This window comes from Citrobacter sp. Ce006 (genome assembly GCF_030336535.1).
Classification (GTDB): Bacteria; Pseudomonadota; Gammaproteobacteria; order Enterobacterales; family Enterobacteriaceae; genus Citrobacter; species Citrobacter europaeus.
In genome coordinates, this window is sequence record NZ_JAOWDO010000073.1 from 279785 (window position 1) to 292673 (window position 12889).

Consider the following 12889-nt stretch of genomic DNA (forward strand, 5'->3'; position numbering starts at 1 on the left):
CACAGGAAACAACTTGCTGGCAAAATGAAAAAATAACAACTTAGGTGAGTTACGTCACAAAATAAAAGGAGGCGAAACGGAAACTCATCACATTGTGAATTTAATCTCATTAATTATTATTCTAAAGGTACCGATTATGTGGTCACGACTCGAACCCTACAGATCGTCGATTATTTTATTAGTTGCTCTGGTGATTGGCGGCTTATTAGGTATTTATGCCCCATCGTTTGCAAGTAAACTCCAGCCAATAGGTCAGATATTCTTAAACCTGTTATTTATGATTATTGTGCCGCTGGTGGGGATCAGCGTCATGTCTTCGATCGCCAGTATGACCGACCTGAAAAGGTTAGGGCGCATTATGGCGATAATCTTTATTGTTTCGATCGCCATGGCCTTTATTCCGGCCGCCGGGATCGTCGCGCTGGCGCTATGGTATAACCCGGCGCAGGGCGTCACTATCGATCTCTCGCAGTCTGTGCAGGCGGGCAGCGGCAAGATGGATTTTGTCAGTATGATCACCACCAGCGACTTTATCGGACTGTTTTCTAAGTCCAATATTCTGGCGCTGATCGTGATGGCAATCATCGCCGGTGTGGCGATTGGCCAGTCGGATCAGGCCGGTAAACGCATTGCGTCGCTGCTGGAAGATGCCAATACCGTGATCATGAAGATCGTGTCGATCATCATGAAGGTTGCGCCAATTGGTCTGGGCTGCTACTTCGCCGCCACCATGGCCAGTCAGGACTCGGCGCTGCTGTTAACCTTTGCCCGTGCTATCGGCCTGTTTATGGTCGCCACGCTGGTCTATTTTGTTTTTGGCTCAATTCTTTATTCGTATATTGGCGGCGGTATTCCGGCGGTCAGAGCCTTCTGGCGTAATGCGATTGAGCCGTCTGCCACTGCGCTGGGGACCTGCTCTTCGCTGGGGACGCTGCCGGTAACGCTGCGTGCCGGTAAGGCGATGGGGATTAACCCGGAAATCGTTGATGTCTCCATTCCGCTGCTGGTGAACCTGAATAAAGGCGGCGTGGCGATGATTGCCGCGCTAAAAATTGTCTTTATCTATTCCGTGCTGGGCATGGAGTTCACCACCGAGACCTTCTTCCTGACGATGCTGATCGCGGTGCTCTCCGCCATTATTGTCGGCGGCGTACCGGGCGGGGCATTCCTCGGTGAAATCTTTATCGTCACCACGCTCGGCCTGCCGATGGAAGCGATCCCGATGCTGGTGGTGCTGGGCACGATTACCGATGCGCCGGCCACACTGATCAACGTTATCCATGATTTGAATGCGGCGCAGATTGTCGAACGGTTCGCTGGAAAAAAGCAGACCAACACTGAAATAAACTCTACTGCTGCGGTGGTATAGGTTTCACACGGATTAAGAACAGGAGATGTTATGAAAGACGCAATGAAGCTTGAAACGCACCTGGTTGTTGCTGGTCGTGACAAACGCTACACCCAGGGAGCGGTGAATCCGGTTATCCAACGCGCCTCTTCACTGGTATTTGATACCGTGAAGGACAAGAAATTTGCCACCGCCAATCGCGCGAACGGCGAGCTGTTTTACGGTCGTCGCGGAACCTACACCCACTTTGCCTTTCAGAAGGCAATGAGCGAGCTGGAAGGCGGCGTTGGCTGCGCGCTGTACCCGTGCGGCGCTGCGGCGGTGACCAACGCGATTCTGGCGTTTGTTCAGGGTGGCGATCATATTCTGATGACGGGCGCGGCCTACGAGCCAACTCAGGATTTTTGCAATAAGATCTTGAGTAAATTCAACGTGGAAACCACGTATTACGATCCGCTGATTGGCGCTGGGATCGTCGATCTTCTGCGTCCGGAAACGAAGGTTGTATTCCTCGAGTCGCCGAGTTCGGTCACTATGGAAGTTCAGGATGTGCCGGGGATGGTGAAGGCTATCCGCGCGGTGAATCCAGAGATTGTCATTATGATCGATAACACCTGGGCGGCAGGCGTGCTGTTTAAAGCACTGGATTATGGCGTGGATATTTCCATTCAGGCGGGAACGAAGTACACCATCGGTCATTCGGACGGCATGCTGGGCACGGCGGTGTCGAACGCCCGGTGTTGGGATCGCCTGCGCGAAAACTCCTATTTGATGGGGCAAACGCTGGACGCCGATACGGCCTACAACGGCAGCCGCGGATTGCGCACCCTGGCGGTACGTCTTAAGCAGCATCAGGAGAGCAGCATCCATATTGCCCGCTGGCTGTCGGCAAGGCCGGAAGTGGCGCGGGTGAATCATCCGGCATTACCGGAATGTCCGGGCCATGAGTATTTTCAGCGTGACTTTACCGGAAGCTCAGGCCTGTTCTCGTTTGTGCTGAAAAAGAGACTGACCGACGAACAGATGGCGAATTTCCTCGATAACTTCTCGCTGTTCCATATGGCCTATTCGTGGGGCGGATTTGAGTCGCTCATTCTGGCTAATCAGCCGGAAGAGCTAAACAGCATTCGCCCGGCAGGAGAGGTGGATTTCAGCGGTACGCTGGTCAGGGTGCATATTGGCCTCGAGGATATCGACGACCTGATTGCCGATCTGGACGCGGGATTTGCCCGCATTGCGTAAGGTGACGTGATCGTAGCCGGATGCGGCGCAAGCGCCTTATCCGGCCTACTACAACTCTGCAGGCCGGATAAGCGGGCAGGTTAGTTTTCAGTGGCTAACGTGGTTACCTCATGCTGGCGAACCCGTTTGAGCAAACCTGCCAGCGTGAACACGACAGCAATCCCCGCCACAACCGCCAGCAGATGAAATGAAATCCTGCCGCCGTTAAACCACAGCCAGCGTCCGATTTCGACAGAAACCGCCATTACCGTCAGGATCACCATATTCAACGACGCCGAAACCGTACCCTTCGGTAAGTTGTTGGAAAACAGCGTAAAGCGGAACAGCGTGGGGAAAATCATTCCAATGCCAAAGGCATACAGGCTGGTTCCCAGCACCGACCACAGCCAGACGTGCGGCCACAATAAATTGCCGGCAATCAGCACCGCCAGCCCGCTCAGTTGAATGGGGACCGCTCGCCAGATAAAGTGTGGCCGGGTCGGATCCTTCACAAAACGAACAACCACCATATTGGCGACGATCACCGCGCCAAATACCGGCGCCTGGGCCCAGGCAAACTCCGTTGTGCTCATACCGCCTGCGTCGATCAGAATAACCGGCGAGACCGCCACCCAGCTCATCATCGGGATATAGCTTAACGACAGCGTGGCTGCGCCAGACAGGAACACCCGATTACGGAAAACGTCACGGAAATCACGCAGTACGCCGCGCGCACTGAACGGCACTGCGCCGCGCTGGACGGTTTCCGGCATGGCTAACGCTAATCCAATCAAGGCGATAAGCCCCATGGCGGCAATGATGGCAAACAGGATCTTCCAGTGTACAAAGTGCATCAGCGCAGCCCCGGAGAGCGGGCCAATGACCGGCGCCACCAGCACTATGGAAGTGATTATCGCCATCAACTTAATGGCCTTCGTTTGCCCAAACGCCTCCTGTACCGTGACGTAGCCAACGGTCGCGATAAAGCAGATGCTGGTGCCCTGCACAAATCGGGCGACCAGAAATTGCGTCATTGAGGTGGTGAACAGTGTGGCAGCGCAGGCGAGCGTAAAGATTAACGCCCCCGCAATCAGCACCGGTCGACGGCCAATCCGGTCGGAAAGCGGCCCCAGCAGCCATTGCAGCGCCATGCCGCCCGCCAGATAAAGGCTCACTGCAGCGGGCGCCAGGCTGACGTCGGCGTTGAAATCACGCACCACATTGATGATGCCGGGCTGGATCAGGTCCGTGGACAGATAGGCGGCGAAGTCATATAAAATCAACGCGACAGGAAAAAATAGCGTTGTGGCGCGTTGGGAGAAAAACGCGAGAATCCGTTGCATAAAACAGCTCCTTGTCGGGAGAAAACCCTCAACGGGAATAGCGAAATTCAATACCGTCTTTGAGACATCAGACCGATGACAGAATAAAGCAGACTGCAAATGTACTGAATTTCATGTAATCAAAAACGCTGCCTGCGCGAAGCGCAAACAGAAGATACGTTCACTGACGCGGGGTCAGAAAACGTAACGATTACAGGTAACAATCAGCACATCGCACCTCAGGAAGAGTAAGTTGAACGGGTAATAACCATCCGCAGTGTAATGCGGATTGGATATTAATTAAACGAGTTTATCCGGTTTATTTGCAGAAAATCGCCGCGCAAATCAGACTACGATGCTCTGCAAAAACCGCAGCGCGATGGCACAACCGAAGATAATCAATACCCCCCCAGCGATACGCTCTACCCACAATATCCCTCTGGTTAACCGTCGCTGGATCTGCGGCAAACCGATGAACATCACGATCAGCAGATCCCAAAACAGGACCACGCTGGTCATCCAGATCCCGCTCATGGTTTGTTGCAGCAGCGTCACCGACGGGCCGAGCAGGGCGGTCATCAGCGCCAGATAAAACAGTGCATTTTTTGGATTGAGCAGTGATGAACCCAATCCCAGCAGCAGTTGTTTGCCAAATCCCGGACAGGTAGACCGGGCGTCCGCTCCGGTCAGCGTTTGCGGGCGGCTGCGTATCAGCAGGCTGCCAATCCACAACAAATAGAGCGCGCCCAGCAGTTCAATAACCGTAAACAACAGGGGAAGCTGGCGCAGGATCCCCCAACCGATAATCGCCAGCAGGATATACAGCCCGTTGCCGAAAGCGATCCCCACGCACAGCCCGGCGCTGCCGCGCATCCGGTAACGTACGGCATAACCGACCAGTAAAAAGAAGTCCGGTCCGGGGCTGAGCAATGCGACAAAATGCCCCAGCGCCAGCGCGGGGAAAGCAGAAGGAAAAAGTTCAGTAAGCAACGACATAGCGACCTCAGAGAATGAATCTGAGATCACCGTACGTCTGGCGCAGCGCTAATTATTGTCTGATATTGATCGTCCCAACGCGTACTGGCGCGGTGTGGCGGCGGTGTAGCGAACAAAAGTGCGATGGAAATGGCTCTGGTCGGCAAACCCGCTCTGGTAGCCGACATCGGCAATCTCGTCTCCAGCCCGCAGACGCTGGCGGGCATAGTCAATTCGCAGGATGTTCAGATAACTTCCCGGCGTCAGCCCAGTGTCCTGCTTAAAAGTACGGATCAGCGTCTCTTTACGCATGTGACACTCATGTGCCAGCTCATCGAGTGAGGGCGGAGTGAGCAGGCTGGACTGCAAGCGCTCGCGCAGATACTGGCTGGTGGCGCTTAGGTTATCTGGTGTTACCGACTGCAACGGCAGCGAGTGCAGCAATCTTCGCGCGGCATCTGTTATTAGCGTCGTTTGCCGTTGCGGCACGAGTGCTACAAGGTGCATATAACGCTGGAATATTTGCGCATCGCGGATAACGGGAGCACGCGTGCAAAGCAGTTGACTGTTGTTCTGCACAGCCAGATTAGCCAGACACCACCGGGCATCAAGGTAAAGCATGTGGTAGCTGCGAAACTGCCCGTTGACGGGATTACAGCTGTGAGGCACCAGCGGCGGGATCACAATCAGATCGCCCACCTGCAGATGGTATTCTTCGCCATCGCACAGACAGCACGTTTCCCCCTCGAGAATTGCCCCAATCGAGAGCTGAGAGTGGTGATGACGCTTATAGGCCTGCTGGCTTTGCCAGGTGCTGCGCAGCTCCAGCCACGGCAACTGCTCATCACGCCAGAACGATTGTGGAATATCCCGGGTATGCATCACACCGTGTCCTCCATGAAAGTGATGATTTGTTATAGCACAGGCCGAGTGGTGAAAAAGTGGGAATGTGCATTGGCGTTGCGATTCTGCGGGACGCGTTCCAGACAAATGCAGATTTTACATAAGGACGTATTTATCCCGGAAATCGCCTCGCAAAGAGATAAAGTTGCAGATGAGGATGTGGTTTTCTTATGGGATTGGTTGAACAAATTGTTTCCCTGCTACTTACTGGACTGACTAATGACAGCCAGATAAAGACGCTGTTTAATTATATTTTACGAACTGGCGATGCACCTCGATTCAGTGAGTTTATTCGTGGGGTTGCCGAACGTTCACCGCAACATAAGGAGCATTTGATGACGATTGCGGACAGATTGCATGAGGCCGGATTTCAAAAAGGATGGCTTGAAGGCAAGCAGGAAGGTAAACAGGAAGGCAAACAAGAAGGGCTGATAAAGGGGCGACATGATGAGGCGCTGCGTATTGCCCGCACCATGCTGGCAGATGGCATTGATATCAGCACGGTACAAAAAATTACCCGGCTATCCGCTGAAGATATTCAGGGCTTAAGCCATTAGATATGACTTAAACCGCCTAATCGCCTGCCCGGAAGCACCGGGCGCTTCGGTTTACTCTATCGCCGTTTTTACCGCCTCGCCGAGCTTTTGCATCACTTCCCGATGCTTCTCGTTTGGCGGCAATGCACAATTGATGCGCACGCAGTTGCGATACTTTCCGGATGCGGAGAACAGCGAACCCGGCGCGACCTGGATTTTCAGGCGACAGAGCTGCTTAGCGACGCAGACCATATCGACCTGGAGCGGCAGTTCGACCCACAGCATAAAGCCGCCTTTCGGGCGGGTGACGCAGATCCCGCAGGGGAAGTATTCCCGTACCCAGCAGGTATAGATTTCCATATTGCGCTGATAAATCTGGCGCATACGCCGGATATGCCGATGATAATGACCTTCGCGCACAAAGGAAGCCGCTGCCAGTTGCGTGGCAGGAACGTTAGTGCCAATGACGGCGTACTTCATGTGCAGCAGCTTGTTGTAATAGCGACCGGGCACCACCCAACCCACGCGCAGTCCGGGGGCGACGGATTTGGTAAACGAACTGCAGAGTATTACCCGACCGTCGCTGTCCCAGGAGTGGATCGTGCGCGGGCGTGGGTACTCCGTTGCCAGCTCGCCATACACATCGTCTTCAAAAATAACGATGTCGTGGCGCTGGGCGAGGGCGAGCACTGCCCGCTTACGCGCATCCGGCATAATGAATCCGAGAGGGTTGTTGCAGTTGGGAACCAGCAGCACACCTTTGATCGGCCACTGATCCAGCGCCAGCTCCAGCGCTTCAATGCTGATCCCGGTATCCGGATCGGTTGGGATCTCAATCACCTTGATCCCAAGGCCACGCAGCAGCTGCATCGTGCCGTAATAGGCAGGCGATTCAACGGCGACAATGTCTCCGGGCTGGCAGACCGTCAGCAGCGCCAGCGACATTCCGCTCTGACTGCCGCTGGTGATCACAATATCATCTGCATTGACCACCGAACCGCCATCCAGCATCAGTCGCGCAATCTGCTGACGTAGTTCACGGCATCCGGAGATTTCATCGTAGCCCAGTATCGCGCGCAGGTTGTGCTGCGCCACGCGGCTGAGTTCACGCCACAGCGGCTTCAGGCTGGGTTGATCAATGTCGGGCACGCCGCTGCTAAACGGGATTATCGATTTGTCCGCGTTGCCCTTTAGCATATCCAGCACCTGATCCCATTGCGTTATTTCGACCGGACGCTGCACCGGGCGCGACATCGGCGGCACGGGCGGCTGCGCTTTTTGTGGCGCGACAAAATAACCGGAACGCGGCTGCGGTGTGATCAGCTGGCGCTGTTCCAGCGTCTGATACGCCTGCTGGACGGTGCTGATGCTCACCCCGTGCTCCTGGCTCAGGCTGCGAACCGAGGGCAGTTTTTCGCCATGGCGATACAGCCCGTGCTCAATGCGTTCGGCCAGCAAATTGGCCAGATGTTGGTAACGCGTCATGCTGTATCCCTCATGGGTACCATACAGATTAAAAAACCAGTACAGATTAGCGTGTAAAAAGCGATGCAGAACTCTTTTTAACCAATCTGTATGTTAAATAAAAGTACTTTGTGAGTCTGTATTGTTTTGGGCTAAATCCGTGAAGATAAAGCCTCTGGCAAGGCGGGGAGGCAAGGTATGGAATTTCACGAGAATAAAGCAAAACAGCCGTTTATTGGGTTGGTATTGATCTGGCGGGCATACAAGGCGTGGCGGCTGCGGGCGCAAACGCGGCGCGTATTGCAACAGATGAGTGATGAGCGGCTGCGGGATGTCGGGCTACGACGCGATCAGGTGGAGTGATTTTCTTTTATCGACAGAGGCTGGGGGTTATCTCCCGGCCTTTTCATATTCACCGTATTTATCAATTCATGCTTCTGGATAGCCTGTTCCTTGATACTTATCCTGATAAGTATTATTTTCTTTTCAGCGATGAGGGGAAAGTAAGATGACTGAAGATGAACTGTTTGCCCGCCGACCAATGGGAATGCGCATGGCAATGGTGGTGCGCCAGTGGCGGGCCATTATTGATGCTGCCATCACCGATACTGGCCTGACGCAGTCCAGCTGGACGGTACTGATGCAGCTGTATCAACTGGGAGACAACGTCTCGGTCAGCGAACTGGCACAAATGCAGGGCATTGAATTGCCTCCGCTGATGCGCACCCTCTCACAGCTGGAAAAGCAGGGGTATCTGCTGCGTTCCACATCGCCTTATGACAAACGCATCCGCCTGCTAACGCTAACCGCGCAAGGCCGCTTAAGGCTTGAAGAACTTAACCGGGTGATTGAGACATACCAACATCGCGTCACCTGCACCATTCCTGAAGCGGAGCTTGCCTCCTTCAGCGCAACCTTAAATCAACTCGCCTGCAATTTGCGGACAATCCGCGAAGAAGACAATCAACACTAAAAAACTATGATGACCCCAGAACAAAAATTTGCCCGTTGGGTAAGGGTGAGTATTGCCGCTTTCCTGGTAATATTCGCCTGGTTTATCGTTGCCGATATCTGGATCCCGCTGACGCCGGACTCCACGGTGATGCGCGTGGTAACGCCTGTTTCCTCACGCGTTTCCGGCTACGTCTCGCAGGTGCATGTACACAATAATAGCCAGGTGAAGAAGGGCGATTTGCTGTACGAACTGGATCCGACGCCGTTTATCAATAAGGTCGAGGCTGCGCAAATCGCCCTTGAGCAGGCGAAGCTGAGCAACCAACAGCTGGATGCGCAGATAGCTTCCGCGCGCGCCAACCTGCGCACCGCGCAATTCAACGCCCATAACGATAAGACCACCCTTGATCGCTATCAGCGCCTGGGTGCCATGCAGAACGTGTCGCAATCCGATCTCGACAAGGTGCGTACCGCCTGGCAGACCAGCGAGCAGTCGGTGGCGGCGCTCAATGCCAGTATTCAGAACCTGCTGATCCAGCGCGGCGAGCGCGATGACAAGCGTAACGTGACGCTGCAAAAATACCGTAACGCGCTGGAAGAGGCGCAGTTGAACCTCGGCTGGAGCAAAGTGTATGCCCAGACAGACGGTACGGTGAGCAATCTCCAGCTTAGCCCCGGACTTTACGCCACCGCCGCCACGCCGCTACTGGCGCTGGTCAGCCACCAGACCGATATCGTGGCCGACTTTCGCGAGAAAAGCCTGCGCCACACTCGGGTAAATACCGATGCCGCCGTGGTGTTCGACGCCATGCCGGGCAAGGTTTTCTCTGCCCGCGTTACCAGCAGCGATGCCGGTATTCTGGCGGGCCAGGAGCAGGTGAACGGCCAGTTGTCGCAACCGGAACAGTCTACCCGCTGGGTGCGCGATGCCCAGCGTATGCGCATTCACGTCGCGCTGAACGAACCGCTCGACACGCCGTTACCGACCGGGGCGCGCGCCACGGTACAGCTGTATAACAGCGAGGGGATGTTCGCCCGCACCTTTGCCGGGGCGCAGATCCACCTCGTCAGTTGGCTGCATTATGTCTATTAACACGCTGGCCCACGTCTTTACGCCGCACGGGAATATTGTCTATACCGCCAATGATTTTCGCCAGACCCTGCGTATCTCCGTGGCCGGGACAATCGCGCTGAGTATCTCGACCTTCTACAACGTGCAGTACGGCGTATTTTTTGTGGTTTATCCGCTGATGCTGCTGTCGCTGGTGCCGGTATTCAACCGCCATGTGGCAACACAGTTTGTGTTCAGCGCGGCGGTAAACTGCGTTGAAATGGTGCTAATCGTTGGTTATCTCTCACAGTGGCCGCTGATGATGACGCTGGTGGTGTTCGGTCTGTACGTGATGCGCTTTCGTTTTATGAGCAAAGGCCCGCTGTTTCTGCTCGGTTCGATGGGCGTGGTATGCCAGAGCACGATGCTCAACTTTATGAGCTATCCCACCACCAATTGGCATACGCTGATGTTCTCTAATATGGAAGCCTGCGTCATGGCAGTGGCGCTGAGCGCGCTGCTGCATTATCTGATCCCGGATGTGGAACCCCGCCAGCCGCCTCCGCGCATTGAAAAAGATGCCGCCCGGGTTCGCCACGAGTCGCTGCTTTCCGGTACGGTGGCGACGATGATTTTTGTGGTCTTCCAGATCTGCGATTTGAGTGATTCGCTGTCGGCGCTGATGGCGGGCATTTTGATCCTGTTTCCGATGCACTACCGCGGCGCGGTGATCAGCTCGATCTGGCGCGTGGTCGGCGTGGTGCTGGCCTGTCTGTATATTCTGCTGGTGCAGTTGCTTATCTATGATTTCAGCAACCATATGTTGCTGATGATGCCGCTGATTGGCCTCGGGCTGGCATTCAGCGCCCGCCTGCACGTAATGGAAAAAGTCGGCGCAGGCGTGGGGTTTGCCAGTATCACCACCATCGGCATTATGTTTGGCCAGAACCTGCACCCGGATCAGGACCTGGTGTTCAGCGATCTGTACCGCATCACCTCCGTCACCGTCGCACTGGTGGCAACGCTGACCATGGTATTTCTGGTGCATCGGGTGTTGAACTGCTTTGCCGCGACGCGGTTTGTGATTATCGAGTGAGTGGGGAGTCAGTGCCGAATGGCGGCTAAGCCTTATCCGGCCTTCAAAATTCAATTCCTGGTCGTCAAATTGTGAGGCTATTTCCAACAATCCAGGTATAATCGTAAGATAATTGTATATACGTTTTTGTATATACAATTAGGGATAAAATACATGCCAATGGAGTTTGAATGGGATGCAAACAAGGCGCAAAGTAACTACCGTAAACATGGTGTTCGCTTTGAGGACGCAGTATTGGTTTTCGACGATCCCCGGCATTTGTCCAGACAGGATCGTTATGAGAACGGTGAGTATCGGTGGCAGACCATAGGGATGATGTATGGTGTGGTGGTCATTCTGGTTGCCCATAGCGTTAGGTTTGAAAGTGGCGTTGAAGTCATTCGTATCATCAGTGCCAGAAAGGCAGACAGTAAAGAGAGGAATCGTTATGAGCATGGTTAAACATAAACGCGGCAGCGTATCCGCGCTGAGTGCTCAGCATGAGGCTGAACTGAAGGCGCTGGCGAATAAACCGGATGATGATATTGATTACAGCGACATTCCCGTGACCGAAGATAAGCAGTGGTCAGAGGCTAATCGCGGTAAGTTTTTCCGTCCGTTGAAAACGCAGGCATCGGTGCGCATTGATGCTGACGTGATGGAGTGGCTAAAGCGCCCCGGGAAGGGTTACCAGACGCGGCTGAATGCTATTTTGCGCGCGGCTATGTTGAGAGAGCAAAACAAGAAATAGTCTTATCCCGGGGCAGTAAGTACCGGATGGCGGCTGCGCCTTATCCGGCCTATGGGAAGGTGGAATTTCCAGGCCCGGTAAGCGTAGCGCCACCGGGCAATTCAGCAGGAGATTACTTCTTCAATCCCGCAAACGCTGCTCTAATCTCATCTTCCGGCAGGTTAATACCGATAAACACCAGCAGGCTGTGTGGTTGTTCGTCGCCCCACGGGCGGTCCCAGTCGGCGCTGTACAGGCGCTGGACGCCCTGGAACAGCAGTCGGTTCGGCTCGCCTTCAATCCACAGCATGCCTTTGTAGCGCAGTAGCTTCTCGGCGGATTCCAGCAGCAGGTTTTCCATCACTCGCGACACGTCGCTGATGTTGACCGGGTAATCCAGCTCGACGACGATCGAGGAGATATCGTTTTGCTTGTCGGCAATAAAGTGGAAGCGCGGTTTGGCGCTGACCACGTTCTCTTCCAGCATAAAACCGTTGGTGTCGAACAGCAGGGAGAGGTCGATGTCGCCATGCGTGACGGTATACACCGGGGCGCGGGCATTGATGCGCGCCAGGCGCTCACGCAGTTTCTCGCTAACACCTGCGACGTCGGTTTTGGTCAGCAGGATGCGGTCAGCATAGCCGACCTGCGACTGGGCGATGGTGAACTGGTTCATCTGTTCATCAGCATGTACCGCGTCAACCAGCGCAATTACGCCGTCCAGCAGGTAGCGTTCGCAAATCACTTCATGGGAGAAAAAGGTCTGAATAATCGGGCCGGGGTCGGCCATGCCGGTGCACTCGATCACCAGACGGTCGAAATTGATGGTGCCTTTGTCGAGGTTGTCGAGCAGATCTAACAGTGCGTCTTCCAGCTCACTGGAACGGGTACAGCAAATGCAGCCGTTGGTCAGGGTTTTGATCTGCGTGGCGCGATCGCCAATCAGTTGATCGTCCACCGAGACTTCGCCGAATTCGTTTTCGATAACGGCAATCTTGTAACCGTGCTGCTCGTTGAGAATATGGCGCAGCAGGGTGGTTTTACCCGCGCCAAGAAAACCGGTGAGTAGGGTAACTGCAATCGGGGTCATTCACTTCTCCTTCTAACAGCAACTGCTTCCGCCGCTACCGTAGCGGGCTTCCTGGCGCTCGCGGAAGAATTCTTCGTAGGTCATGTACGGCTTATCGGGATGGTTGGTCTTCATGTGCTCGACGTAGTTGTCGTAGTCCGGAATACCAATCAGCATCTTCGCCGCCTGACCGAGATACTTTTTTGCCTGACCTAAAGTACCAAACATTCTATCGTCCTGT

The 12889-nt window shown here is 54.4% G+C and carries 14 protein-coding genes and 1 pseudogene; 9 read left to right on the top strand and 6 right to left on the bottom strand.

The annotated features are described in order from the left end of the window. Window positions 1-136: 136 nt before the first annotated feature. Together OGV94_RS20050 and metC are read left to right on the top strand one after the other, a co-directional pair. Window positions 137-1369, top strand: a complete 1233-nt coding sequence (locus tag OGV94_RS20050) for a dicarboxylate/amino acid:cation symporter (protein ID WP_043018300.1) — start codon at window positions 137-139, stop codon at window positions 1367-1369. Between the two features lie 30 nt (window positions 1370-1399). Continuing rightward, on the top strand, window positions 1400-2590 hold the full coding sequence (metC, locus tag OGV94_RS20055; protein ID WP_043018301.1) for a cystathionine beta-lyase: 1191 nt from the start codon (window positions 1400-1402) through the stop codon (window positions 2588-2590). 80 nt (window positions 2591-2670) lie between these two features. Here metC and mdtM read toward each other — a convergent pair whose 3' ends face one another. The 3 genes from mdtM to OGV94_RS20070 form a co-directional block, all read right to left on the bottom strand. Next, a complete protein-coding gene (mdtM, locus tag OGV94_RS20060) occupies window positions 2671-3912 on the bottom strand; it encodes a multidrug efflux MFS transporter MdtM (RefSeq protein ID WP_123915673.1) in 1242 nt (413 codons plus the stop codon). 324 nt (window positions 3913-4236) lie between these two features. Next, the gene (locus OGV94_RS20065) at window positions 4237-4887 is read right to left on the bottom strand and encodes a LysE family translocator (RefSeq protein WP_286518133.1); all 651 of its coding nucleotides are present in this window, start codon (window positions 4885-4887) and stop codon (window positions 4237-4239) included. A 48-nt stretch (window positions 4888-4935) separates the two neighbouring features. Next, a complete protein-coding gene (locus OGV94_RS20070) occupies window positions 4936-5751 on the bottom strand; it encodes an AraC family transcriptional regulator (RefSeq protein ID WP_286524218.1) in 816 nt (271 codons plus the stop codon). Window positions 5752-5936: 185 nt separating this feature from the next. Between OGV94_RS20070 and OGV94_RS20075 the strand changes: the two are divergent. After that, window positions 5937-6326, top strand: a pseudogene (locus tag OGV94_RS20075) (Rpn/YhgA-type helix-turn-helix domain-containing protein); the annotation flags it as partial. A 51-nt stretch (window positions 6327-6377) separates the two neighbouring features. Here OGV94_RS20075 and OGV94_RS20080 read toward each other — a convergent pair. Next, window positions 6378-7790 carry an aminotransferase-like domain-containing protein gene (locus tag OGV94_RS20080; protein ID WP_043018306.1) on the bottom strand — a complete coding sequence of 471 codons (1413 nt, stop codon included), beginning with the start codon at window positions 7788-7790 and terminating at the stop codon, window positions 6378-6380. Between the two features lie 177 nt (window positions 7791-7967). Between OGV94_RS20080 and OGV94_RS20085 the strand changes: the two genes are divergently transcribed. The 6 genes from OGV94_RS20085 (at window position 7968) to OGV94_RS20110 (ending at window position 11600) form a co-directional block, all read left to right on the top strand. After that, window positions 7968-8132: a DUF1127 domain-containing protein gene (locus OGV94_RS20085; RefSeq protein WP_080625765.1), complete on the top strand. Its 165-nt coding sequence runs from the start codon at window positions 7968-7970 to the stop codon at window positions 8130-8132. 145 nt (window positions 8133-8277) lie between these two features. After that, complete coding sequence (locus tag OGV94_RS20090) at window positions 8278-8742, top strand: MarR family winged helix-turn-helix transcriptional regulator (protein ID WP_043018307.1); 465 nt, start codon at window positions 8278-8280, stop codon at window positions 8740-8742. 6 nt (window positions 8743-8748) lie between these two features. Further along, window positions 8749-9816, top strand: a complete 1068-nt coding sequence (locus OGV94_RS20095; RefSeq protein ID WP_087052221.1) for an HlyD family secretion protein — start codon at window positions 8749-8751, stop codon at window positions 9814-9816. Beyond that, on the top strand, window positions 9806-10870 hold the full coding sequence (locus OGV94_RS20100) for a DUF2955 domain-containing protein (RefSeq protein ID WP_286524227.1): 1065 nt from the start codon (window positions 9806-9808) through the stop codon (window positions 10868-10870). Before OGV94_RS20095 ends, OGV94_RS20100 begins: the two co-directional genes overlap by 11 nt. A 153-nt stretch (window positions 10871-11023) precedes the next feature. After that, window positions 11024-11311: a BrnT family toxin gene (locus OGV94_RS20105; protein WP_043018310.1), complete on the top strand. Its 288-nt coding sequence runs from the start codon at window positions 11024-11026 to the stop codon at window positions 11309-11311. Beyond that, window positions 11298-11600 carry a BrnA antitoxin family protein gene (locus OGV94_RS20110; RefSeq protein ID WP_199994962.1) on the top strand — a complete coding sequence of 101 codons (303 nt, stop codon included), beginning with the start codon at window positions 11298-11300 and terminating at the stop codon, window positions 11598-11600. The genes OGV94_RS20105 and OGV94_RS20110 overlap by 14 nt, the downstream gene beginning before the upstream one ends. Before the next feature lie 112 nt (window positions 11601-11712). On the opposite strand, the gene yjiA is transcribed toward OGV94_RS20110, so the two are convergent. Next, window positions 11713-12669, bottom strand: coding sequence for a GTPase (gene yjiA, locus OGV94_RS20115; protein WP_043018312.1), 957 nt, complete (start codon window positions 12667-12669; stop codon window positions 11713-11715). A gap of 12 nt (window positions 12670-12681) precedes the next feature. Continuing rightward, window positions 12682-12876, bottom strand: coding sequence for a YbdD/YjiX family protein (locus tag OGV94_RS20120; protein WP_003830038.1), 195 nt, complete (start codon window positions 12874-12876; stop codon window positions 12682-12684). Window positions 12877-12889: the final 13 nt, after the last annotated feature.

What these genes read in the sequence shown, in the direction of transcription:
- OGV94_RS20050 (WP_043018300.1), top strand. Translation starts at nt 137, where the DNA reads ATGTGGTCACGACTCGAACCCTACAGATCGTCGATTATTTTATTAGTT.
- metC (WP_043018301.1), top strand. Translation starts at nt 1,400, where the DNA reads ATGAAAGACGCAATGAAGCTTGAAACGCACCTGGTTGTTGCTGGTCGT.
- mdtM (WP_123915673.1), bottom strand. Translation starts at nt 3,912, where the DNA reads ATGCAACGGATTCTCGCGTTTTTCTCCCAACGCGCCACAACGCTATTT.
- OGV94_RS20065 (WP_286518133.1), bottom strand. Translation starts at nt 4,887, where the DNA reads ATGTCGTTGCTTACTGAACTTTTTCCTTCTGCTTTCCCCGCGCTGGCG.
- OGV94_RS20080 (WP_043018306.1), bottom strand. Translation starts at nt 7,790, where the DNA reads ATGACGCGTTACCAACATCTGGCCAATTTGCTGGCCGAACGCATTGAG.
- OGV94_RS20085 (WP_080625765.1), top strand. Translation starts at nt 7,968, where the DNA reads ATGGAATTTCACGAGAATAAAGCAAAACAGCCGTTTATTGGGTTGGTA.
- OGV94_RS20090 (WP_043018307.1), top strand. Translation starts at nt 8,278, where the DNA reads ATGACTGAAGATGAACTGTTTGCCCGCCGACCAATGGGAATGCGCATG.
- OGV94_RS20095 (WP_087052221.1), top strand. Translation starts at nt 8,749, where the DNA reads ATGATGACCCCAGAACAAAAATTTGCCCGTTGGGTAAGGGTGAGTATT.
- OGV94_RS20100 (WP_286524227.1), top strand. Translation starts at nt 9,806, where the DNA reads ATGTCTATTAACACGCTGGCCCACGTCTTTACGCCGCACGGGAATATT.
- OGV94_RS20105 (WP_043018310.1), top strand. Translation starts at nt 11,024, where the DNA reads ATGCCAATGGAGTTTGAATGGGATGCAAACAAGGCGCAAAGTAACTAC.
- OGV94_RS20110 (WP_199994962.1), top strand. Translation starts at nt 11,298, where the DNA reads ATGAGCATGGTTAAACATAAACGCGGCAGCGTATCCGCGCTGAGTGCT.
- yjiA (WP_043018312.1), bottom strand. Translation starts at nt 12,669, where the DNA reads ATGACCCCGATTGCAGTTACCCTACTCACCGGTTTTCTTGGCGCGGGT.
- OGV94_RS20120 (WP_003830038.1), bottom strand. Translation starts at nt 12,876, where the DNA reads ATGTTTGGTACTTTAGGTCAGGCAAAAAAGTATCTCGGTCAGGCGGCG.